Source organism: Streptomyces sp. B15 (genome assembly GCF_018070605.1).
Classification (GTDB): domain Bacteria; phylum Actinomycetota; class Actinomycetes; order Streptomycetales; family Streptomycetaceae; genus Streptomyces; species Streptomyces smyrnaeus.
The window spans coordinates 1-21982 of record NZ_JAGPXJ010000103.1; the positions used below are offsets into that span (position 1 = coordinate 1).

24 protein-coding genes and 1 tRNA gene are annotated in these 21982 nt (G+C 71.8%); 9 read left to right on the forward strand and 16 right to left on the reverse strand.

Features of this window, described 5'->3' with window-relative positions; all coding sequences use genetic code 11:
- Nucleotides 1–49: 49 nt before the first annotated feature.
- Nucleotides 50–499 (reverse strand): cold-shock protein, encoded by a 450-nt coding sequence (locus KBY19_RS31095; protein ID WP_210967183.1) that lies wholly within the window; start codon nt 497–499, stop codon nt 50–52.
- Between the two features lie 477 nt (nt 500–976).
- Here KBY19_RS31095 and KBY19_RS31100 point away from each other — a divergent pair, with 477 nt between their 5' ends.
- From KBY19_RS31100 to KBY19_RS31110, 3 genes are all read left to right on the forward strand, one after another.
- Nucleotides 977–1492: a MarR family winged helix-turn-helix transcriptional regulator gene (locus KBY19_RS31100; RefSeq protein WP_185018706.1), complete on the forward strand. Its 516-nt coding sequence runs from the start codon at nt 977–979 to the stop codon at nt 1490–1492.
- Nucleotides 1493–1573: 81 nt separating this feature from the next.
- On the forward strand, nt 1574–1855 hold the full coding sequence (locus KBY19_RS31105) for a hypothetical protein (protein ID WP_099885528.1): 282 nt from the start codon (nt 1574–1576) through the stop codon (nt 1853–1855).
- 81 nt (nt 1856–1936) lie between these two features.
- Nucleotides 1937–2341, forward strand: coding sequence for a hypothetical protein (locus KBY19_RS31110; protein ID WP_185018708.1), 405 nt, complete (start codon nt 1937–1939; stop codon nt 2339–2341).
- Between the two features lie 111 nt (nt 2342–2452).
- On the opposite strand, the gene KBY19_RS31115 is transcribed toward KBY19_RS31110, so the two are convergent.
- Nucleotides 2453–2668 (reverse strand): DUF4236 domain-containing protein, encoded by a 216-nt coding sequence (locus KBY19_RS31115; RefSeq protein ID WP_099885530.1) that lies wholly within the window; start codon nt 2666–2668, stop codon nt 2453–2455.
- Nucleotides 2669–2856: 188 nt separating this feature from the next.
- Here KBY19_RS31115 and KBY19_RS31120 point away from each other — a divergent pair, with 188 nt between their 5' ends.
- Nucleotides 2857–3714, forward strand: coding sequence for a type 1 glutamine amidotransferase (locus KBY19_RS31120; RefSeq protein ID WP_210955027.1), 858 nt, complete (start codon nt 2857–2859; stop codon nt 3712–3714).
- Between the two features lie 88 nt (nt 3715–3802).
- On the opposite strand, the gene KBY19_RS31125 is transcribed toward KBY19_RS31120, so the two are convergent.
- A complete protein-coding gene (locus KBY19_RS31125; RefSeq protein WP_099885532.1) occupies nt 3803–4162 on the reverse strand; it encodes a hypothetical protein in 360 nt (119 codons plus the stop codon).
- Between the two features lie 184 nt (nt 4163–4346).
- On the opposite strand from KBY19_RS31125, the gene KBY19_RS31130 reads away from it, so the two are divergent.
- Entirely contained in the window at nt 4347–5825 is a 1479-nt protein-coding gene (locus KBY19_RS31130; RefSeq protein ID WP_210967184.1) for an FGGY-family carbohydrate kinase, read from the forward strand.
- A gap of 4 nt (nt 5826–5829) precedes the next feature.
- Here the strand turns inward: KBY19_RS31130 and KBY19_RS31135 are convergent, their stop codons facing one another.
- The 3 genes from KBY19_RS31135 to KBY19_RS31145 are packed head-to-tail and all read right to left on the reverse strand — an operon-like array spanning nt 5830 to nt 8242.
- Nucleotides 5830–6594, reverse strand: a complete 765-nt coding sequence (locus KBY19_RS31135; RefSeq protein WP_210967185.1) for a polysaccharide deacetylase family protein — start codon at nt 6592–6594, stop codon at nt 5830–5832.
- Nucleotides 6591–7469 carry a DMT family transporter gene (locus KBY19_RS31140; protein ID WP_180289817.1) on the reverse strand — a complete coding sequence of 293 codons (879 nt, stop codon included), beginning with the start codon at nt 7467–7469 and terminating at the stop codon, nt 6591–6593. Before KBY19_RS31140 ends, KBY19_RS31135 begins: the two co-directional genes overlap by 4 nt.
- Nucleotides 7470–7477: 8 nt before the next feature.
- Nucleotides 7478–8242 carry an SDR family oxidoreductase gene (locus KBY19_RS31145; RefSeq protein WP_099886949.1) on the reverse strand — a complete coding sequence of 255 codons (765 nt, stop codon included), beginning with the start codon at nt 8240–8242 and terminating at the stop codon, nt 7478–7480.
- 560 nt (nt 8243–8802) lie between these two features.
- Here KBY19_RS31145 and KBY19_RS31150 point away from each other — a divergent pair.
- Nucleotides 8803–9957: a galactosyldiacylglycerol synthase gene (locus tag KBY19_RS31150; protein ID WP_210967186.1), complete on the forward strand. Its 1155-nt coding sequence runs from the start codon at nt 8803–8805 to the stop codon at nt 9955–9957.
- Nucleotides 9958–9975: 18 nt separating this feature from the next.
- Here KBY19_RS31150 and KBY19_RS31155 read toward each other — a convergent pair whose 3' ends face one another.
- From KBY19_RS31155 to KBY19_RS31185, 7 genes are all read right to left on the reverse strand, one after another.
- On the reverse strand, nt 9976–11211 hold the full coding sequence (locus KBY19_RS31155; protein WP_185018718.1) for an epoxide hydrolase family protein: 1236 nt from the start codon (nt 11209–11211) through the stop codon (nt 9976–9978).
- A gap of 62 nt (nt 11212–11273) precedes the next feature.
- Nucleotides 11274–11702, reverse strand: a complete 429-nt coding sequence (locus KBY19_RS31160) for an ester cyclase (RefSeq protein WP_099885537.1) — start codon at nt 11700–11702, stop codon at nt 11274–11276.
- A 97-nt stretch (nt 11703–11799) separates the two neighbouring features.
- On the reverse strand, nt 11800–12522 hold the full coding sequence (locus KBY19_RS31165) for a cation transporter (RefSeq protein WP_185019606.1): 723 nt from the start codon (nt 12520–12522) through the stop codon (nt 11800–11802).
- Nucleotides 12523–12524: 2 nt separating this feature from the next.
- Complete coding sequence (locus KBY19_RS31170; protein WP_099885539.1) at nt 12525–12860, reverse strand: helix-turn-helix transcriptional regulator; 336 nt, start codon at nt 12858–12860, stop codon at nt 12525–12527.
- A gap of 232 nt (nt 12861–13092) precedes the next feature.
- Nucleotides 13093–13156 (reverse strand) — tRNA-Ser (locus KBY19_RS31175).
- Nucleotides 13157–13265: 109 nt separating this feature from the next.
- Nucleotides 13266–13745, reverse strand: coding sequence for a hypothetical protein (locus tag KBY19_RS31180; RefSeq protein WP_099885540.1), 480 nt, complete (start codon nt 13743–13745; stop codon nt 13266–13268).
- 168 nt (nt 13746–13913) lie between these two features.
- The gene (locus KBY19_RS31185) at nt 13914–14369 is read right to left on the reverse strand and encodes a MarR family winged helix-turn-helix transcriptional regulator (RefSeq protein WP_185018720.1); all 456 of its coding nucleotides are present in this window, start codon (nt 14367–14369) and stop codon (nt 13914–13916) included.
- 189 nt (nt 14370–14558) lie between these two features.
- Between KBY19_RS31185 and KBY19_RS31190 the strand changes: the two genes are divergently transcribed.
- Both KBY19_RS31190 and KBY19_RS31195 read left to right on the forward strand, forming a co-directional pair.
- Nucleotides 14559–16013, forward strand: coding sequence for an MFS transporter (locus tag KBY19_RS31190; protein WP_210967187.1), 1455 nt, complete (start codon nt 14559–14561; stop codon nt 16011–16013).
- A 106-nt stretch (nt 16014–16119) separates the two neighbouring features.
- The gene (locus KBY19_RS31195) at nt 16120–16779 is read left to right on the forward strand and encodes a bifunctional 2-polyprenyl-6-hydroxyphenol methylase/3-demethylubiquinol 3-O-methyltransferase UbiG (RefSeq protein WP_099885543.1); all 660 of its coding nucleotides are present in this window, start codon (nt 16120–16122) and stop codon (nt 16777–16779) included.
- Nucleotides 16780–16794: 15 nt separating this feature from the next.
- Here the strand turns inward: KBY19_RS31195 and KBY19_RS31200 are convergent, their stop codons facing one another.
- The 3 genes from KBY19_RS31200 to KBY19_RS31205 form a co-directional block, all read right to left on the reverse strand.
- On the reverse strand, nt 16795–17919 hold the full coding sequence (locus tag KBY19_RS31200; RefSeq protein WP_307843671.1) for a cytochrome P450: 1125 nt from the start codon (nt 17917–17919) through the stop codon (nt 16795–16797).
- Nucleotides 17901–19196: a cytochrome P450 gene (locus tag KBY19_RS36990; protein ID WP_307842241.1), complete on the reverse strand. Its 1296-nt coding sequence runs from the start codon at nt 19194–19196 to the stop codon at nt 17901–17903. Before KBY19_RS36990 ends, KBY19_RS31200 begins: the two co-directional genes overlap by 19 nt.
- Before the next feature lie 286 nt (nt 19197–19482).
- Nucleotides 19483–21291 (reverse strand): RNA polymerase sigma factor, encoded by a 1809-nt coding sequence (locus tag KBY19_RS31205; protein ID WP_210967188.1) that lies wholly within the window; start codon nt 21289–21291, stop codon nt 19483–19485.
- Between the two features lie 186 nt (nt 21292–21477).
- Between KBY19_RS31205 and KBY19_RS31210 the strand changes: the two genes are divergently transcribed.
- A partial coding sequence (locus tag KBY19_RS31210; protein WP_210967189.1) for a hypothetical protein occupies nt 21478–21982 on the forward strand: 505 nt, incomplete at its 3' end.

A 21982-nucleotide genomic window follows, 5' to 3' on the forward strand; every position in this document is an offset into this window, starting at 1 on the left:
CGGCAGCGAGCTGTCGCCGAGCGTGTCGGCGCCTTCCCGCCTCCGGCGGTCAGTCCTCCGTCCAGCCGTGGCTCTCGCCGAACTGCACCAGTCGTCGGCGGATGTCCAGGATCTGCGCCCCGGTCAGCCCGGGCGCGGCCTCCAGCAGCAGCTCCGTCACCGCCCTGGTGTACTCCGCGACGCTGAGCACATCGCACATCGGATCGTCGCCGTCGTCCGAAGCGCGGGGCGCCACGGGACGGTGCGGGGGGTGGCTCCCGGCAGCGGTCGGCGGCTCGAACGACGGGGAATCGGGACGTTCGAGCAGCCGGACGGCAGAGGCTTTCAAACCCCGGTCCCCGTCCTCGATCTCGAACTCGACCGCCACGCCGGTGTGGACGAACGACTCCGGCATCATCAGATCGTTCGCGTGCAGAAACACATCTTCGCCCCCGTGGTCCGGGGCGATGAACCCGTACCCCCGCGCACCGTCGAACCGGACGACTCGGCCAGCGACCATATCCACCCCAACCCGCACTCCCCGGGCCCCGCGCCCGGACACCTGCCCCGGATCCTAGCGACCGGAAACCGCGGGGGTGACAGGGACGACAAGCCCCAGGAGCACTCTCGCGCCCCGTACGTCTTCTGCACACATGACGCGGGCAGTGCTGTCGCATGCCCGCTCGCGCGCCGCACTCGCGGTGGTGCGCGCCCTGTTCGGCGACGCTCTTCCTGCACGCTGCGTGAACCTTGGTCGCAGCGGGCATGACATGTGTCTGATCGGGCATACGGGGTGCTCAGGGATAGGCTTGGCGATGCTGGGCGCCGCATCGAGCCGGTGAAAAGCCGTTCCCGCCCCCCTCTCGGCGCCGGCCCGAACGTTGCGGAGCGCCCGGCTTCCCCGGCGCCGACGCGCCCCGCCGAGTGGAACACCGAGGAGAAGCAGGCGCGGGGCCCGGTCGGCCCGTTCGTGCCGCCGATATGGAGTGGTACTGGTATGGGCGTGAACCCCTCACCTACCGGACGTAACGCCCGTGACGCCACACAACGGGCAGGTGAGGTCATCGAACTGCTCGAAGTGCTGTGGGAGCGCGGCCGGAACGCCGCCTCCACCGCACCGGTCTCTCCCTCACAGCTGCGCGTCATGTACTGCGTCGACCGTGACGAGGGCATGAATCTGCGGGCATTGGGGGAGGCCCTGGGCTCGGCGCCGTCGTCGGTCAGCAGGCTCTGCGACCGGCTGGAGGCGATCGGATTCGTGGAGCGCTTGCCGAGCCCCACCAGCAGGCGGGAGCTGGAACTGCGGCTGACCCGGCGGGGCCGCGCGTACTTGCGGGACATGCGGGAGCAGCGCGAGGAGGCTCTCCTGGAAATCCTGACCGCCATGCCGTCCCGCGAGCGCGAGGCACTGCTCAAAGGGCTCAAGGGCTTTGTCGCCGCCGTGGAGGGCTCCTCCTACTCCTCGACCTCCTCGACGGCCGGCTCCGCCGAGTCCACCGTGAGACCCGCCTGACAGCACGACCGACCGCACCCGGGCTGTTCAGGGGTGCGGTCACTCCCTAGGGTGGCCGTCATCGACGTTGGAGGGGGAGCTGTGTCTTACTCCGGACCGCCCTATCAGTCAGGCCCGCCGTACCAGCCAGGACCGCCGCCCGGGAACGACTCCAACACGCTGAGCATCGTCGGCATCGTGCTCGGTGCCGTCGCCTTCATCTTCTGCCCACCCGGTTTCGGCATCGCGGGGATCGTCTGCGGTGTCATCGCCAAGTCCAAACAGGAACGGCTGGCGCCGGTCGCGATCGGGGTGTCCATAGCCGGGCTGGTACTGGGCATGGTGCTCGGCGTGCTGCTCTTCCGCGGTATGTACGGCGGCTGACGGCAGCTACGGCGGCCGACGGTCGAACGCCTCTTTGTCCGTTGCCGTTTGAGAAGACGACGCCCGGTTACCCGCTGCCGTATGGCTGACCCGGTGAAGAATTCCAAGGGAAGCAGTGCGAACAGCAAGGCGGCAACCGTGACCTCGAACGCGGCCAAGGGCGGCGCCCAGCGCGCCACCAAGGCCGCGTCCGAGACCACGGCCGCGGCCTCCAGGACCGCCGCCAAGGCGGGCGAGGCCGCGAACTCGGCCGGCGAGGCCGCCAAGAAGAAGGGAGAGGCTGCCAAGGACACGCTGGTGTCCGTGGGGTCCAAGGCCGGTACGGCGGCCACGGTGGGTGTCACCGCCGTCAAGGAGCGCAAGAAGATCACCGCCGGGGCGGCAGGCGGCCTGCTGGTCCTGGTGGCGGGAGCGTTCGCGCTGGGGCGCAGGAGCGCCCGCAGAAGCGCCGGACCCCTGACGCGACTGACCGACGGCCGTATCTGACGCGGCCGACGCGGTGACGCGTCGAGCGGCTGAGCGGATCGGCTCAGCCGCACCGAGGGCCGGACGGGTGCGAACAGCCCGTCCGGCCCTCGGCATCGCCCGCTGCGGTGGTCAGTGGCGGATCGTGCGGCTGCGGCCCAGGCGTCGGGTGGAGCGCCGGCGACCGAGCGAACCGGGCAGTTGCAGCAGCGAGGTGCGCCGCCCCAGCGACCTGCGCGACCGGCGTGGGCTGTGGCGGTCACCCGTGACGAAGGACACCGACCGGCGGCGGACGTTCATCCGTACTCCCGGCAGCAGTCGGAAGCTCTTCCGGTGAGCGAGCCCCATGATTCCTCCCTTTCCTACTGTTGGGGCTCTCCGGGTACCCCTACGGCAGGTGACCAGTCAGGGCCATTCCAGCCCTCCGACACGGCCTCTTCCGGTCCCGCCGAAGCGCCGGAAGAGGCCCGTACCCCCTCGATGGGTCCCCTCGATCACGAAGAGTCGCGGTCGGAAGCCGTACGCACCGTGCCACCATGAGCAACGATGGACGCACCGAACGTGGACACCCGCGAGGCACCGGCAGCACGCGGGCGGCGGACCGGTGGCAGCGCGGGTACGACAAGGCCGGCGCAGGCCGGGCGGGAAGGCTGGTGCGGGTGGCGGCGAAAGCCCTGGTGGTGCAGAACACGGCCCGGGGAGGGCCGGGGCGCTTCGGCGACTGGCTGGCGGAGGCCGGGGTCGCGGTGGAGATCGTCCGGGCGTACGAGGGCGGCCCGCTGCCGTCCCGGCTGACACAGGACGCCCTCGTCGTGCTGGGCGGCGGCTTCATGCCCGACGACGACTCGCGCGCTCCGTGGCTCGCGCCCACCCGAGCCCTGGCGGCGCAGGCGCTCGAAGCGGGCACACCGTTCCTCGGGATCTGCCTCGGCGGCCAGCTGCTGGCGCACGTGGCCGGGGGACAGGTCGCGGCACAGCACGGTGAGCCGGAGATCGGCAGCACCCCGCTCACCCTGCGGCCGGTGGCGGGAAGCGATCCCCTCTTCCACGGCCTGCCCGCACGGGTGACGGCCATCGAACGGCATGTGGACGCCATCACCGCGCTGCCGCCCGGCGCCGTCTGGCTGGCCGAGAGCGAGCACTGCCCCTACCAGGCGTTCCGGGTCGGCGAGCGGGCATGGGGTGTGCAGTTCCACCCGGAGACCGACCCGGACCGGATCCGCACCTGGGACCCGCGACGCCTGGCCGAACACGGCCTCGACCGGGCGGAACTCCTCCGCCGGGCGACCGAGGACGGCGCCACCGCCACTCCGGTGTGGCAGCGACTGGCCGCCCGCTTCGCGGCGTTGGCGCAGCAGTCGGCGAGGAGCGCTGGGCGTCGCGGCTGCGACTAGGGCGCGCCCCGCGGCTCGTCCGCGTCCCCCCGGCACCGGGACTGCGCCTGGTTCCCGGCCCCCGACGCTCACGCCCGTCCCGCCGCTCCTACGGCCGCACCTCGATCTTCCCGATGCCGGTGCCGAGCGCACCGCAGTGCGCGGTGGACTGGCCCGACTGCCCGGGGCGCAGTGTCACGCGGTTGCCGTCGACGTCCGGCGCCCAGCCGCACACCAGGTGCACCCAGAAGGTCTGTGTCGCCCTGCCGTTGTTCTTGCACAGGGCGAAGCCGGTGTAGGGGTCGTTGTGGTGCTTGCCGGTGTGGCAGCTCAGGCCGGGCGGGGTGGCGGCGCCCGCGGCCGCCGCGGTGGCGCCCGCCGGGAGGCACAGCAGGATCAGCCCCGCGAAAGCGGCGGCGGCGAACCTGGTGGCGGTGGCCCGGGGGGTCCGGGCACGGGTCGGCGTCATGCACTGCTCCTTGGGTCGGCTACGGAGTCCATGGCGTGGAGCTCCGCCTCCTGCCTCCCCTACGATCTGCCTGAAAAACTAGGCATATGGTGACACTTGGTGACCGGGTATGGTGCTCCACGCCCGGTCGACGAGAGCAAGGGAGTCGTTGACGGCTGCAAACAATTCCTGGAAGCCTGCCGCCATGGCCCTCAACGCAGTCCTGGGTGTGGACATCGGCACCTCCAGCAGCAAAGGCGTCCTGGTCGGTCTGGACGGCACACTGCTGCGCTCGGCCGTACGCGAGCACTCCGTCGACCGGCCCGCTCCCGGACATGTGGAGATGGACGCCGACATCTGGTGGGACGAACTGGTCGCCCTCTCCCGCGAACTGACCACCGGAACCGACGCCGAGGTCGTCGCCGTCGGGGTCAGCGGCATGGGCCCCTGCGTCCTGCTCACCGACGCGGACGACGTGCCGCTGCGCCCGGCGGTGCTGTACGGCGTCGACACCCGCGCGGTCGACCAGATCGCCCGGCTCGGCGCGGAGTTGGGCGTCGAGGAGATCCGGCGGCGCTGCGGTTCGGACCTGAGCAGCCAGGCCGCCGGAGCGAAGATCGCCTGGGTGGCGGACGAGGAGCCGGAGCTGTTCGCCCGTGCCCGTCGGCTCTACATGCCCAGCTCCTGGCTCGTGCGCAAGCTGACCGGCGCCTATGTGCTGGACCACCACTCCGCGAGCCAGACCACCCCGCTCTACGACACCGTCGCCCGCCGGTGGTACGCCCCGTGGGCCGACCGTATCGCCCCCGGTATCGAACTCCCGCCGCTGCGCTGGTCCGGCGAGGCCGCCGGGACCGTCACCGCGGAGGCCGCGCGCAGAACCGGACTGCCCCAGGGGATTCCGGTCATCACCGGCACCATCGACGCCTGGGCGGAGGCGCTGAGCGTGGGCGCGCACCAGCCCGGCGACCTCATGCTGATGTACGGCACGACGATGTTCCTGATCCACACCGTGCCCGGCCTGCTCACCGACTCCGCGCTGTGGAGCACCGTCGGCGCCCTTCCCGACACCCGCAACCTCGCCGGGGGCATGGCCACCTCCGGCGCGGTCACCGGCTGGCTGCGGGAACTGTTCGGCAACCCCGGGTACCCCGAACTCCTCCAGCTCGCCGAGGACTCCGGGCCCGGCGCCAACGGCCTGCTGATGCTGCCGTACTTCGCGGGGGAGCGGACGCCACTGCTCGACCCGCAGGCCCGCGGTGTCATCGCGGGCCTGACCCTCTCCCACACCCGCGGCGATCTCTACCGTGCCGCCCTTGAGGCCACCGCCTACGCCGTGCGGCACAACATCGAGGCCCTGGAGAAGGCGGGCGGCGACATCCGCAGGGTCGTCGCCGTCGGCGGCGGCACCCAGGGCGGGCTGTGGACACGGATCGTCTCCGATGTCACCGGCAGGCCCCAGGAGCTGCGCACCACCACCATCGGCGCCGGCTACGGCGGTGCGCTGCTGGCCGCGCAACTGGTGACCGACGCCTCCATCGACGAGTGGAACCCCGTCCGGGAGATCGTCACCCCGCGCCCGGGGACCGCGGCCCGCTACGAGGAGTTGTACGGCCTCTACCGCGCGCTCTACCCGGCGACCGCCGACCTGATGCACACGCTGGCGGCCCACCAGGACCGCTGACCTGTCACCGGCTGCCGCTACGGGCCGCGTGGCCGCGCCCCACCGTCGGCATGCCATGCTCCGCCAGCGGCCCCACCGTCCACCCCGCGGCGCGGCAGCGGTCGACCAGGCGGGGGAGCGCCGCCAGCGTCACCCGCCAGGAAAAGGGAGCACTGTTGCGGTCGCTGTCGTGCAGGAGGACGGTCGCCCCGCCCGTCAGCCGGTCGCGCAGCTGGGAGAGCACGCCGTCCGGATCGGTGTCCGGCTGCCAGTCGCGGCCCCAAGCGGTCCACAGCACCGGCTGCAGCCCCAGCCGCCGCGCGGCCCACCACCGGGTCGCGGTGAGCACCCCGTACGGCGGTCGGTACCAGCGCGGTTCCGAGCCCGCGCTCTCGCGTACCGCCGTCATGGCGCGCTCCAGGTCCGCGCGGTCGGCGAGCGGGCGGGGCAGCCACGGCGGCTGGTGCTCCCAGCAGTGCACGGCCAGTTCGTGCCCCTCGGCGGCCATCCGCCGTACGAGAGCGGGGTGGCGCCGTGCCGCCGCGCCCTGCAGGAAGAAGGTGGCGCGCACGCCCAGCCGGTCCAGCTCCCGCAGGAAGTGCGGGGTGGAACGGGTGTCGGGCCCGTCGTCGAACGTCAGGGCGATGTGGTCGGCGCTGCCGCGCCCGTCCAGTGAGGGGCGCAGCACGGCCCGTACGGCCGGCAGCGAGGTCGCGGCCGGGAGGATGTGTGCGGCGGCGACGGCCGCCGGCACGGTCGCCAGGGCTGTCAGGGGGCGCGGCCGGCTCACCAGATCTCCTCCTCGGAGGCGCCCGACACCGCCGGGGTCCTGGCCAGCTGTACGCTGCCCACGCTGATCAGCGCCAGGGCGACCACCTCCGGCGCCACCCGCCAGCCCAGCGACAGCCGTTCGTCGAACAGCGCCGCGCCCAGCACCACGCTCAAGAACGCGTCGCCCAGCGTGAGCGCGGGCTGGGAGGCCACCAGCGTGCCCGCGTGCAGCGTCAGTTGCAGCATCAGGAACCCCGCCACCCCGGCGACGGCCACCCCGTAGGTCTGCCACGCGGTCAGCAGCGCGACCAGCCCGTCGTCGGCCAGGTGCGAGATCGCGTCCTTCATCAGCGCGGCCGTCACCCCGAACAGTACGGCTGTGGCCGAGCCCAGCACGGTGGCCCGGGGCGCCGACGGCAACCGGAAGGCCACCACGACCAGCACCACCACCAGCCCGGCCATCAACGGGGCCGCCACCAGCCAGCGGCCCGGGGGCACGGAGGCCGACCCGCCCGACGGCCAGACCAGCCACAGCAGCGCCGCCAGTCCCACCACCATCGCCCCGAACGCCGCCCACGCCCGCCGCCCGGGGCGCTGCCGGAACATCAAGCCCCCCAGCATCAAGGTGAACAGCAGCTCCGTCGTCATCACCGGCTGCACCACAGCCAGTGGCCCGGTCGCCAGCGCTCCCGCCTGGCACACCGCGGACAGCACCAGCGTCGCCGCGCCCCACAGCCAGATCGGACGGCGCAGCAGCCCCGGCAGCCACGACAGCCGGCGCCCGGACGGACCGGGGCGCTCCACGGCGGCAGCCCGCCGCTGCAGCACCGACGCGGCGGCGTTGCCCAGCGCGGCCAAGACCGCCAGCAGGACCGAGACCGCTGTCCACAGCACGTGTGCGCCTACCCGAAGCGCTGGGCCAGGCTGCGGAACACCCCGGGGGCCGTTCCGTGCAGCCAGGCGGGCATGGCCATCCAGGACGGTACGTAGGCGTTCGGGCGGCCCGTCCGCAGCGTACGGCAGACCGTCTCGGCCACCTGCACCGCCGGAACGGGCCGGGGCCGCTCGCGGCGGTACGGACTGCCGCGCCGTTGGAAGAACGGCGTGTCGACCGCCCCCGGCAGCACCATCGACACCCGCACCCCGGTCGACGCCAGCTCGTAGCGCAGGCTGTCGGCGAACGCGGTGAGTCCGGCCTTCGTCGCCGCGTACACCGCCTCCCCGCGCACCCCCACGCTGCCCGCCATGGAACCGATCAGCACCACCTGTCCGCAGCGCCGTTCCACCATGCCCGGCAGCACGAGACGCACCAGGTGCAGCGTCGCGTCGAGATTGACGGCCACCACGTCGTCGATGGCCTCGTGCGGCATCGCCGTGAACGGCCCGGCCCAGCCGATGCCCGCACCGGCCACCAGCGCGTCCACCCGACCGCTGTGCACCAGTGCCTCCTCGGCGAGCCGCACCCGCGCCCGGGGATCGACCAGGTCGGCCGCCAACGGCACGCCGCCCGTCCGGGTCGCGACCTGCGCCAGCCGCCCCTCGTCCCGCCCGTTGAGCAGCAGGCGCCAGTCGCCGTCGTCGGCCAGCCGTTCGGCGACGGCCGTGCCGATACCGGAGGACGCACCCGTCACCAGCGCCACCGGCCGGTGCCCGTGCTGCTCGGCCACCGACTGCGGATCGCCCCGGGTGCGCTCCGGCGGCCGGACATGGGCGGGTACGGACAGCCGGCCGGTCGGCTGCCTCCGGTGCGGGCGGCGCACGGCGGAGGCTCGGTGCAGAGGGTGCGTCGGACGGCGGTCGGATCTGCCGAGCCTGTCGAACACAGACGCCTCCGGTGAGCAGTACGGGCCGCGTCGGGGCCGGGGTAGGTGTACCGGGGCACAGAGGGCCCCGGCTCCAGCATGCTGGCAACCACGCTGCACACCCGCCCGGAGCCCTTCCCGGGCCGACCGAACCACCTGTTCGGCTCCCCTCCGAGGAACACCGGAAGGCGACCGGAAGCCGCCCCCGACCCGTGCTGGCGGGACCCGGAAGCCGAGCGGGGACGCTGCCGCCTGTCGGCCCGACTGAGTGTCGCTACGCCGCCGCTGACGGGCGGACAGCACACTGGTCTACGGATGTGCCGAGGGGTCCGGGAGCGCCGAGCCGCCCACAGAGCCCGAGAGCACCGACCGGGCCGCGCCGTCCGGGCCGCGCCGGTCCGCCAACCGACGAACCCTGGAGCCCCATGCCGCACCGCTTCCTGCTGCTGAGTGCCAGCATGGGCGCGGGCCACGATGCGGTCGCACACGAACTGGCGCACCGGCTGCGGGCCCGCGGTCACGCCGCCGTCGTCCGCGACGTGCTCACCCTGCTGCCGGCGGGCTCAGGCGGGGCGCTGCGGAGTGGCTACCGCGCCGCCGTACGGCATGTGCCCCGGCTGTACGGCGCCGTCTACGCCGGCTTCCTCGCGACCGCCGACGCGCCGGGCCCCCGCCCGAGCAGCGCACCCCTGGCGGCCCTCGCCGAGCGTCCGCTGCTGCGGGCCGTCGCCGACTGGCGGCCCGATGTCGTCGTCCCCACCTTCCATCTGGGCGCGCAGGTGACCGGGCGGCTGCGGGCGCGGGGCGCGCTGGAGGTGCCCACGGCGGTCGTCGTGGTCGACTTCGCCGTCCACCGCGGCTGGCTGCACCCCGGAAACGACCTCCATCTGTGTGTCACCGAGAAGGCCGCCGAGGAGGTACGGGAGACCGTCGGAGGTCCCGCGCGCACCGTGGGCCCCGTGGTGCCCGCCCGGTTCTTCCGGCCCCGCGACGTGGACGGCCACTGGCGGGCCCTGCTGGACCGGCACGTGGCGGCAGCCGCGCAGCGGACCTCCCCCGTCTCCCCCGAGCGGCCCGCCGTGCTGATGTCCACCGGCGCCTGGGGGGTCGGCACCCGGCTGCTGGAGACGGCGCGGCAGCTGACGGCGCACGGCTGCGTGCCGGTCCTGCTGTGCGGGAACGACGAACGCCTGCGGCACCGCGCCGCCCGCCACCCCGGCCTGCTGCCCCTCGGCTGGGTGACCGACCTGCCTGGGCTCATGGCGCAGGTCCATGTGCTGCTCGACAACGCGGCAGGGCAGACCGCCGCCCAGGCTCTGGCGGCGGGGCTGCCCGTCGTCAGCCACCGGCCACTGCCGGGGCACGCCGCGGCCGGCGTGCAGGCCATGGCGCGGGCCGGGCTCTCCCGGTACGCGGTGGGCAAGGGAGAACCGGCCCGCAGCGCCCACGAACTGGCGTTCCCCGGCCCCGCCCGCGCCCGGCAGACAGCGGCAGCCCGCGCCGCCTTCCGCGCCGACCCGGCCGAGGAACTGGTGCACCTGGCCGAGGGGGCGTGCGCGGCGGACTCCCGGGCCCGGTGACGCCGCCGGCAGGCCGAGTCAGCGCAGCGCGCGGAAGAACGCCCTTACGTCCTCGACCAGTAGGTCCGGAGCCTCCAGCGCGAGGAAATGGCCACCTGTCCCAAGTTCGGTCCAGCGCACGATGGCGTGGTCCCGCTCGGCCCACGGACGGACGGTCACATCGTGCGCCGAGAGCAGGACTCCGGTGGGTACGGTGCCGCGCTGCGCCGCCGCCCAGTCCTGCTCCTGCGCGTCCGTTCCCGGGTCGGCACCGCTGTCGGCACCACTGTCGGTGCCGGACCAGGCGCCTTCTTCGACGTCGGCCCACTCCGCGGCCGAGATCGCCTCGTAGTAGACCTGCGCCGACGATGCTGCCGTGGCCGTCAGCCAGTAGAGCGAAATGGTGGTCAAGAAGCGGTCCCGGTCGATGCTCTCCTCCGGCAGTCCCTCCGCCGGGTCGGTGAGCTCCTGGAACTTCTCGACCATCCAGGCGAGCTGACCGGCGGGGGAGTCGGTGAGGGCGTAGGCGACGGTCTGCGGGCGTTTGGAGTTGCACTGCAGATAGCCGTCGTTGAAGTTCTCCATCCGCTGTCGGCGCCGCTCGTCCGCCGCGGAGAGGCCGTCCAGCTCGCCCTCCGCACCGATCGGGACGGAGATCAGAGCGTTCAGATGGACACCGGTCACCCGCTCCGGCGCCTGCTTGCCGACCTCGGGCGCCACCCAGGCCCCGGTGTCGTAGCCCTGCACGCCGTAGCGCTCATAGCCGAGCCGTTCCATCAGCCGCACCAGTACCCCGGCCATCCGGGCGGGCCCCATACCGGGACCGGCCAGCGGTGTGGAGAAACCGAAGCCCGGCAGTGACGGGATCACCAGGTGGAAGGCGTCCGCCTCCGTACCGCCGTGCGCCGTCGGGTCCGTGAGCGGGCCGACGACGTCGAGGAAGTCGGCGAACGCACCGCACCAACCGTGCAGCAGGAGCAGCGGCGTGGCATCCGGATGCGGGGACCGCACATGCAGGAAGTGCAGCCGCTGCCCCTCGACGACCGTTGTGAACTGCGGATGGGCGTTCATCCGCGCCTCCTGCGTCCGCCAGTCGTACTGCGTGGCCCAGTAGGCCGCCAGTTCCTGCAAATAGGCCGGCGGCACACCGCGGCTCCACCCGACCCCGGGCAGTGCGGCGGGCCAGCGGGTGCGAGCGAGCCGGTCGGCGAGGTCGTCGAGGTCGGCCTGCGGGATGTCGATACGGAAGGGGACGAACTCCTGGTCAGTGCTCATGGCGGCGACAGTAGAGCCCTGTTGGGACAGTTCCGGTCCGCTATGGCGAGGAGAGGGTGAGGTCACTCGACTCCGAGTTGCTGGGACAGATACGGGCCGTCGGAGCACACCCAGTACGCGACGAACCGGCCGTCCGCGCCCTGGAGGATGTCGTTCCCCCGGAAGACGACCTTTGTGCCGGGCTCGGCGGTCGCTCCGGGAAACCCGCCTTTGTAGGTGCCGCGACCGACCCAGCGGGCGCAGATGAGATCCCCCTGCGTCACGGGACCGACTTCGATCTCGAAGGTCAGCTCGGTGAAGTACTCCCGGCTCATGGAGATCATGTTCGCGATCCCGTCCGGTCCCTTCAGTTCGTTCTCGCCGCCCGGCTGGATCGCCCCATGGTGGATCGTGAAGCCCGGGGCGACGATCTCCCGCGCCACGGGGAGGTCCCCGTTCCACAGCTCCTTCAACCAGCGTTCGTACAGAGCCCGCAGCGTCACCTCGTCCATGAAATGCTCCTCCCGAAGATCCTTCTCGCAGTATGGCAGCGCTCCGGTTGTCGGTCCGGCCGTTGCGGCGTGGGCAGCCGGGCAGCCGGGCAGCTGGTCAGGCGCAGCAGTCGCAGCCGGAACGGCAGGCGCAGGCGTCGGTCGTGGCCGCGGCACCGACGGGCGGTGCCACCGCGGTGGCCGGGGCCGCGCAGCACCCTCTGCCCTGCCAGGCGTCCCGGCCCTCCTTGACCGCGACGGCGGCGATGGCCAGGGCCGCGAGGGGGTCCGCCCAGGACCAGTCGAGTGTGGCGTTGAGGACCAGGCCGACCAGCAGAACGGCGGACAGATAGGTGCACAGCAGGGTCTGTTTTGAGTCCGCGACCGCTGAGGCGGAGCCGAGTTCCCGTCCGGTCCTGCGCTGGGCGGCGGACAGGAACGGCATCACTGCCAGGGACAGTGCGGCCAGCACGATGCCCGGCGTCGAGCGTTCCGCTTCCCCGCCGCCGAGCAGCGCGCGTACCGCGTCGACGCCGACGTAGGCGGCGAGTGCGAAGAACGACACCGCGATGATCCGCAGTGTGGTCTTCTCCCGCGCCTCCCGTACGGCGTGCTCGCGTGCGGAGAACTGCCAGGCGACCGCCGCGGCGGAGGAGACCTCGATCACGGAGTCCAGCCCGAAGCCGATCAGCGCGGTGGAGGAGGCGAGGGCGCCGGCGGTGAGGGCGACTACGGCCTCGACGGCGTTGTAGGTGAGGGTCGCGCCGACCAGCAGTCGTATGCGGCGGGTCAGTACGTCGCGGCGGGCGGGGGCGGGGGAGAGGGATGTCTCCGCCGACATGGTCAGCAGCAGCCCTTCTCGTCGGCGTCCACGCACGCGCGGTCGCTCTCCACCGCCACCACGGCGGTACGGAGGTCGTCCAGGGCATGGCCGAGGCGTTCGTCGGCCAGTTCGTAGCGGGTACGGCGCCCGTCGGGCGCGGTGACGACCAGGCCGCAGTCGCGCAGACAGGCCAGGTGGTTCGACAGCCTGGTACGGGAGATGCCCAGCGTGTCGGCGAGGTCGGACGGATAGGCGGGGGCTTCCCGCAGGGCGAGCAGGAGCCGGCAGCGGATGGGATCGGCGAGCGCGCGGCCGAACCGGGCCAGCACCTCGATGTCGGAGGCAACAGTCAGCACGCCACTGACGGTACAGCAAATCATGAATTCAGGAAATCCTGATCAATCGGGGGTGACCGTGGACGCCTGGGCCGGGTCCCGGCAGCCGCGCCCGCGCACCAAAAGAAACGGGTGGGAGGAAGACCTCCCACCCGTTTCTCGTCTCCGTGGAGACTCCGCACATGTGAGAGCCCAGAGATCAAGAGCGGTGGGGGAGACGTGGCGCTCTACCCGCTTGAGCTACGGACGCCTCGGCGTCCGACGGGACTCGAACCCGCAACAACCCCATTATCAGTGGAAGTATCCCCCGCCTGCGCACCTGGGCCGCATGGCTCACCCACTGTAGCTTCGACCCGCCTCGCGCTCGATCGATTTCCCGGCCGTACGGCACGGAGTGAGGGCGGGAAAGCGGGGCCTGGGAGGGGCTCAGGTGTGGATGGCGAGCTTGAACTGCGCATGTACCAGGTCCCGCGACGCGGAGTCGTTGTGCGCGACACGGACGGCCAGCGGTATGTCCGGGTGCACGAAGAGCTCGTGGTGCTTGGTGAAGCACTGCATCCCGGGGGAGGGGCGCCGGTGGTCCGTGGCCGTGGTGTCCACCGGGTTGTCGGTGAGGCCGAGCGGATCACGTACGAGCTGGTCGCGCAGTTCGCTGTAGTTGCCGTCCTCCCACTGGATCATGGCCGTGATGACGCCCCATCCTTCGACGGAGGGCCAGATCAAGCCGGAGCGGTCGTCAGCACGCCAGTTGGTCACTTCGTAACCGTCCGGCTGGCGTACCTGGTGCATGCCCTCTTCGTCGTACGATTCGCCTCCGCCGAACGGGAAGCGCACCACGTGGTACGCGCCGTCGGCCGCGATTTTCTGGTTCTCGTTGTTGATCAGCGAGCACACCGGTATGGGCATCGACTCGTTCCCTCCTCGCCGTTCGGACCCCGCCGCTGACGGAGCGTGTCCTTGGTCCTGGGGTAAGGATGCGATGCCGTGGGCGGTGTGGCGATGGCTTGAACCGCTCAACTGTTGAACTGACCACGGGTTTGGACGGAACTGGCGGCCGGGGTGACGTCCGGACGGCTACGGACGGGGCCAGGGGCGGCCGTCCAGGCGCTCGATGTCGGTGTTGAAGCGCTTGAGGTAGTCGGCGAAGGCGGCGATGTCCTCGTCGGCCCAGTCGGCCATGATGCGATCCAGGCTGTGGACGATCCCCTCGCGCTCGTCGTCGAGCCGCTGTTCACCTTCCGCGGTGATGCGGAACTTGCGCGCCATGCCACCGTCCGGATCGGGGATGCGCTCGATGAGTCCGGCGCGCATCGCTGCCGCGGTCTGGCGGTTGAGTGTGGAGGCGTCGAGACCGAAGGCGTCGCAGAGCTGGCCGATGGACATCGGGCCCTGCATCCGGATGCGGCTGAGCAGGATGTAGGCGCTGCGGTCCAGCGTGCTGTCCTTGCGCCGCCCCTTCGATTTGTGCAGGTGCAGATAGCGGCCGAGCAGCATCTGCTCGTACTCCACCTGGCGCGTGGTCTCGTTCATGTGTCTCCTTCAGGGTCCTTGCGCGCCGGACGGCCGAGTGCGGCTCCAGCGTCCATGTGTATCACGCAGATGCATGGCACATATGGCGTGGTCGATACACAGAATGTGTAAGATGCACACCCGCTGCGGACGCCAGTCGCTCATGCGTCCCGCACCGGTTGCCACGAAACCCCGTAGAGGAGTCCTGACATGGACGGTCCCCAGCCGACCTCACGACCGGGCGGCGTCGTCGCCACGCTCGCGCTGGCCGGCACCGTCGCCGCGGTCATGCAGACCCTGGTGACCCCGCTGATCGCTCAACTGCCGCGGATCCTGCACACCACGCCCTCGAACGCGGCATGGGTGATCACCGTCACGCTTCTCGTCGCGGGTGTGTGCGTACCGGTCTCCGGGCGGCTCGGCGACCTCGTCGGCAAACGCCGGGTGCTGCTGGCCTGTGCCGTCCCGCTGGTGGTCGGCTCGGTGGTGTGCGCGCTCGCCTCGTCCGTCGTTCCGATGGTCATCGGCCGGGGGCTGCAGGGCATGGGCATGGGCATGGTGCCGCTGGGTATCGCGCTGCTGCGCGACGTGGTGCCGACCGAGAAGCTCAGCGGCTCCATCGCCCTGGTCAGCGCCTCCATGGGGATCGGCGGCGCCATAGGTCTGCCGGTCGCCGCCGCGGTCGCCGAGTACGCCGACTGGCGGGTGCTGTTCTGGGGCTCCGCGGTCCTGGCACTGATGATCGGGGCGCTGGTCTGGTTCCTCGTCCCAGACGTCCCGGCCGGCGCCAAGGGCCAGCGCTTCGACGCGCCGGGGGCCCTCGGGCTCGCCGTCGGTCTGGTCAGTCTGCTGCTGGCGATCTCCAAGGGCGCCGACTGGGGCTGGAGTTCGAGCACCACGCTCGGCCTGTTCGCCGTCGCAGCCGTGGCCCTGTCCGCCTGGGGACTGTGGGAGCTGCGCACCCGCGATCCACTGATCGACCTGCGCACCACGGCACGCCCGCGGGTGCTGCTCACCAATGTCTCCTCGATCCTCGTCGGCGTCGGCATGTACGCCTTCATGCTGATCGCCCCGCAGCTGCTGCAGTTCCCCGAGGCGACCGGGTACGGGCTGGGGCAGTCGATGCTGGCCGCCGGTCTGTGGATGGCGCCCGGCGGCGTGATGATGATGATCGTCTCCCCGCTCGGCGGGAAGCTGATCAACGCGCGCGGCCCGAAACTCGCCCTGGTCTGCGGCGCGCTGGTGATCTCCGCGGGATACGGCATCTCACTGGCGCTGATGGGCTCCGCCTGGGGGGTGATGCTCGTCGGCATCGTCATCAACAGCGGCGTCGGCCTCGCCTACGGCGCGATGCCCGCCTTGATCATGGGCTCGGTCCCGCTCTCCGAGACCGCGGCCGCCAACGGGTTCAACACGCTGATGCGTTCGCTCGGCACCACGATCGGCTCCGCCGTGATCGGTGTGGTGCTCGCCCAACTGACCATCACCATAAGCGGCCACGAGTTCGCCTCCCGCGACGGCTTCCGCACCGGCCTGCTGATCGGCTGCGGAGTCGCCCTGGTCGCCGCCGCTGTCGCTGCCCTCATCCCGGCGCTGCGCACGCCCGGCGATGACCAGGCCGCCGGTGAACAGGCCACGACGGACCAGGTACCGGCCCGGGCCTGAACCGTGGCGACCAACTGGCCCGGTCGCCGTTCGCCCGGTCCGGCCGCCGTAGGCACGGGGGTGGACCGGAGACGGTTCGGCAGTGCCGTCATGATGGACTACTCGCATGACGACGCTGCCGAACCGCGTCCTGGACGCGCTCGACCGCTTCAACGCCGCGCACCCGTGGGACCACAACGCGCACTATCACCGCTGGATCCTGCGGCAGCTTCCACGGCGCTTCGGCCGCGCTCTCGACGTCGGTGCCGGCAGCGGTGACCTGGCCAGACTGCTGGCGACCCGCGCCGACGAGGTGCAGGCGATCGACGCCGACCCGGCCATCACCGCGCGGGCGAGGGAGTCGACACCGGCGAGCGCCCCGGTGACCTTCACCGTCGTCGACGCGCGGACCAGGCTCCCCGCGGGGCCCTACGACGTCATCACCTGCGTCGCGGTCCTCCACCATCTGCCGTTCACCGAGACACTTGAGCGCTTCCGGCGGCAGCTGGCTCCCGGAGGAACGCTGGTGGTCGTCGGGTGCGCACGGGCGCAGACCCTCGGCGACCATCTGCTGGGAGCCGTCGCCGCGCCGCTGAACGCCGCCGTCGGCTGGAGCCGCAACAGGGGCCGTACGGCACCACCGCCCCCTTCGATGACCGCCGCGACCCGGCCGGCGCAGATGGGCTTCCCCGAGATCGTCCGGGAAGCCCACCTCGCCCTGCCGGGCGCGCGGCTGCGCCGTCGGCTCTTCTGGCGGTACACGCTCGTATGGCGTGCGCACACCTGAGCGCGGCAGGCCCGGTCAGCGCAGCAGGACCGGCAGTTGCTGATAGCCGTTGATCCCCAGGGACGGCACTCTGGGAGCGGGGGTGGAGGACAGCGCCAGCCCGGGGAAGTCCTCGAACAGCCGCCGCAGCGCGATCTCGGCCTCCAGCCTGGCGAGGGACGCGCCAGGGCAGCGGTGCGGGCCGAAGCCGAAGGCCAGATGGCGCGAGACGTCCGGGCGGTCGGGGGCGAACACCTCCGGATCCGGGTCCGGGAAGGCGTGCGGGCAACGCTGGATGGCCGGCAGCGGCACCAGCACCGCCTCTCCCTCCCGGATGACGGCACCGTCCACGTCCACGTCCTCGGTGGCGTAGCGGAACATCACATTGCGGCTGGGGGACTCCCAGCGCAGGGCCTCCTCGACGATGGCCGGCCACGGGTTCTCACCCGCTTTCTCCTGCGCCCTGGCCGCCTCCAGCGTTTCGGGGTGCGTCAGCAGCCCCTTGACGGCGTGACAGATCAGGTTGGCCGTGGTCTCGTGCCCACCGATGACCGTCACCACCAGATTGCCGATGACCTCCGCCTCGGTGAGCTCCCCCTCGTCCAGGGCCGCCACCAGGTCCATCGTCAGATCGTCCCGGTCGCCGCGGGCGCGCTTCTGCTCGATGAGCGACATCAGCGTCGCCGGGAAGCGGCGGCCGACGGTGTTCTGCACCTCTTCGACGTCGGCCTCGGAGTTCATCGCCGCTGCCGACAGTTCGTGCAACTCCTGGCGCAGCGTGCCCTCCTCCGGGACACCGAGCAGGGAACAGATGACATCCAGCGGCAGCGGCAGCGCGAAGCCCTTGTGGAGGTCCGTCTCCTCCCCGGTGGGCACGGCGGCGAGGTCCGCCAGCAGCCGGTCGGCGATGGCCTCGATACGGGGACGCAGCGCCTGCACCCGGCGGGGCGAGATCGCACGCTGGATGGGCAGCCGCAGCCGCCGGTGGGTCTCCCCGTCGGTGGTGAGCAGGCCCTTGCCCTCCACGATGAACAGCAGCGGCCAGTCGGCCGGTATCTCCCCGCGTGCGTGCGCGCCCCAGTTCCGGATGTCCTTGGAGAAGCGGGGGTCGCCCAGCACCAGGGCACCCGCCTCCCGCGTCGTCACCGCTTTGGCCACCACGCCACCAGGGAGCGCCACAGTGGCAACCGGCCCCGCGGCTCGGAGGGCTGCTCCTTCCGTTCCGTGGAGATCGGCCGGGGCGGGTTCGAGATGAAGCTGTGCTGTGCTGTCCACTGCTGTCCATTCATCGGGGGAGTGGGCGGGAGAGGGAACGTCACCGGCAGCGCGGTGGGGGACCGGGCGACGTACGGCAGGTCCCAGCTGAGCCTCTCCTTGGGAACGGCCAGCCGAAGTCCCGGCAGCCTGTTCCACAGGACCTCGAGGCCGGTACGGACGATGAGGGTGCCCAGATCCGGTGCCGGACACCCGTGAGAGCCGGCTCCCCAGGCGAGATGCGATCTGTTGGTACGGGAGACGTCGAAGCCGGCGGACAGCATCGTCGGGTCCGCGCCGGTCGCTCCGAGGCAGATGATCGCCATGTCGCCGCAGTTGACCGGGTATCCGCCCAGCGCCGTGTCCTGGGTGGCCCAGCGGCCGATCAGGTTCTGGATGGGGGCGTTGACCCACATGACGCGGTTCATCGCCTCCTCCATCTGACAGCGCCCGGCGATGACATCCGCGTTGAGCTCCGGGTTGGTCAGCAGCTCCAGCACGGTGTTGCAGATCCAGGTCGTGCTGGCGCCACGACCGGCGACGATCTGCAGCCACACATCCTCACTCAGCTGATGGGTGTCCAGTTCCGGCCGAGTGCTCCGGTTGAAGTGGTGCATCCAGGAGACGAGATCGGGCCCAGGGTCGCGCTGCTTCTCCTCGACCAGGGCGCGCATCCGGGAGTCGAGTTCCGCGGCGGCACGCTGCGCGCCCGGCCCTCCGCTGAGCATTTCGTGGATGGCGTCGCCGGTGGCCAGCGCGCTGCCCTCGTCCATGCCCATCAGCCGCATCATGACCAGCAGCGGAAGCTGCAGCGCGTACCGGTCCAGGATGTCGACCTGGTTCCACTCCGCGGGCCCCTCGGGGAAGAACGAGGTGATCAGCTGCTCGGCCAGGTCCTCGATCAGGTCGCGGGTACGGAGCAGATTGAGCTCGGCCAGCGCCTTGTTGCCGGGGCCCGAGAGCCGCGCGTGCTCCATGCCCTCGGCGTACAGGCGGCTGCGCCGGTAGGCGAACTGCGGGATCAACGGGTGCGGAGGCAGGGCCCCCTCGGCGAAGTCGCGGTACCAGCGGGAGTCCCGCGTCCACACATGGCCACGGTTTTGCAGGATCTCCAACTGGTAGGCGTGGTCCAGGACGAGGTACCCGCGGAAGGCGCCGGTCTCCTCCAGCGTCACAGGAGCCACGGGACCGAAGGTCTTGCGAAGGCTTTCGTAGTACGAGAAGGGATCACTGGCGAAGTTCTGGCCGTAGAGCGGGGCGCTACGGGCGGGCCACGGCGTGCGTACGCGTGGCCAGGCATCCCCAAGGGGGGTGGTGGAGGCGTTAGTTGGCACAGCGATCATCCTGTGGGCTGCGCTTGCCGGAGGCAACCGTGGGCGGTTCAGGTTCCGGTTGGTGGTTCGGACGCCAGGAAGATGAGCCGACGATCAGCCGATTCCGTCGGTCGGTCGGCCGAGGGACACCGACGGTTCAGGGCCGGCCCGCGTAGTAGACGGCCGCCACCTCCTGCCAGGTCGGCGCGGCGAAGCCGGAGCCGTCCTGCGTGCGTTGCACGACCCGGGTCTTCCAGCGCGGTGCGCTCTTGTCCAGAAGGGGCGTGTTCGAGTCCTCGACGACGAGTCCGGCCGGTGCTCCGTCGGGGGGCGAGCAGTGGTACCGGTCGCTGAGCTTGCCGGGTAGGGACGCCGGAGGACCGGCCCAGCGGGGCGTGCACAAAGTGCCGTCGGCCAGCTCGACGGCCCAGGGGACGATCGCGCTGCGCGGCTTCGGCGCTGTCCGTGGAACGGGGGCGCCCGCACGGTACTCCCGTAACCGCTTCCCCTTGGGCGAGCCGCACAGCACCCGCGTGCGGTCGTCGGGTCTCACCCAGCACGCCTGCGCGGTCAGCACGTTCGGCGAGCAGGAGACGATGTCGCGGCTGACGGCGAAGGCGGAGGCGGAGCAGCTCTGCACCGTGGTCCCCGACGCCGGCTCCACGGTGTGGTCGGGGCGGGGGTCGCCCTGGGCCCCTACGGGCACGACGGTGATGGTCTCGGTGCCGTCCGGTCCGGAACCCGCCGAGGCCCGGCCGTCCGCGGGGCCGGTGAGCAGGTGGGCGACGGCGCCCCCCGCGGCACCGACGAGGACGGCCGCCGCGGCGCCCGCCAGCACACGGGAGCGGTGCCGACGTCCCCGGGGCCGATGCTCGGGTGGGGCGCCGTCCTGATGAGCGACCGGCACGGTGCCCCGGATGATGTCGCTGATGGCCTCGCGGACGGGTCGCAGACCGAGTACGAGAACGAGGGCCGGCGCCCAGCCGGCCTTCAGCGCGATGCTCTCCCTTTCGCAGATGCCGCAGGCCCGGCAGTCACGCGACGCCGTGCAGGCGCTGGTGATCCGCTCCGGCTCCCTGATCCTGCACACCCGGCAGCGTGCGCACGTCCCGCACTGCGCGCAGTTGTAGGTGTGCTTGACGACGTGGTCGCGCAGCGGCGCGCTGAAGCCGCGCGGATACCGGCCGACGATGCCGTCGAGCGTCGGACACAGTGTGCGGTCGTTCTGGACGAGCAGATAGGCGTGGAACCCCTCGGCGACCACGGTCTTGAGGGCGGTGACCCGGTTGTTGAGGGTCTTCCCGCTCGGAGCGCGCCGCTGCCCGCCGGGGGCGTCGGCCACGGACTGCGACGGCACGGCACCGGTCGCGCCGCCGCTCGGTGCGGCGGCCGCCGGCTGAGCCGCCGCCAACCGGTCGGCGATGTCGGCGGGTTTGAGCTGGTCCTGGAAGTACCACTGGTACAGGAGGCGATCGTCCACGGGCAGTGTGGCGACCACGTCGCCGATGACGCGGCGGGCCTGGAAGAGGCGGACGGGGTCGTCCGCCGGATCGGGCCGGTCGGGCTCGTCGAGCGGATGGTCGTCCATCGACTCGTCCTGCCCGAGCGGCCTGCCCCGTTCGGCGAGTCTCCTGCGCCGGGTGAAGTGCTGACGGAGCCGGTTCTTGGCGATTCCGGTGAGCCAGGCGCCGAGCCGGTCCCCCGAACGCGGCTGACTCTCCGCGTCCTTCGACACCAGCACGGCGATGGCGTCGGCGAATGTCTGCTGGGTCAGCTCCATGCCCAGGTCGGCGTCCTTGACTCGGCGCGTCAGATAGAGCAGCACGTCCCGGAAGTGCCGGTCGGTGATCTCCTCCAGGGCCTCGGCACGGTCCCGGGGAGTGCGCGGTCGGCGTACGCGCTCCAGCAGTTCACCGTCGCCCACCTCCTGCGCGTCCCGTCGGGGTGAGAGCGCGGGGTCCGTCATGTGCCTGCCTCCTGCCCGCTCCGGGAGCGGCTCGGCGCGAGGAGCGGCGCGCAACCGGCTCGTGTGGAGTGCCGTCGCCGCGCCTGCCGGAAAGATCTCTGCGGAATCCGCCGCGAACTCCGGGAAACCCCGGGCCCTCGCGCCCCGGGCCTCCGTAAGCCGATCCCGGCCGCCCAGGAGGCTCCCGTGGCGCTCTTCACTTCTCCCACTTCCCCCTTGTACGCGCTGCTGGAGCGCTGTGGTCCGGCAGTACTGGTCACAGTCGTTCTCGCCGTGCTGCTGCCGAGGCTGCTGTGGCAGACCGCGCAGCGGATGCTGTTCCGTCGCCAGGCCCGGACCCTGCCGCTGCGCTTTCTGCGGGAGGTGCGCGCCGGTGGCAGCGTGGCCGGTGACGCCGCGCTGTGCCGCCGACTGCTCGCGCTCCACCTCAGTACGGTGGAGGACCACGTCGCGGCTGGGGGACTGGTCCGGCTCTCAGGCCCGTCCCTGCCCAGGAGGACCGTCGCTGTGTGCACCGTTCTCACCACCACCCTTGCCGGGACCTGGGGCACGGTGGGGCTGCTGTGCGGCCTGGCCGTTCCGGCGGCGGCGACAGTGGCCCGTATCGCCGCCGCCTACCTGGAGACCGCCGCCGCCCTGCGAGAAACCCTCCGCCAACTCGACGCCCTTCTCGGTGGCGACGACCCCGACC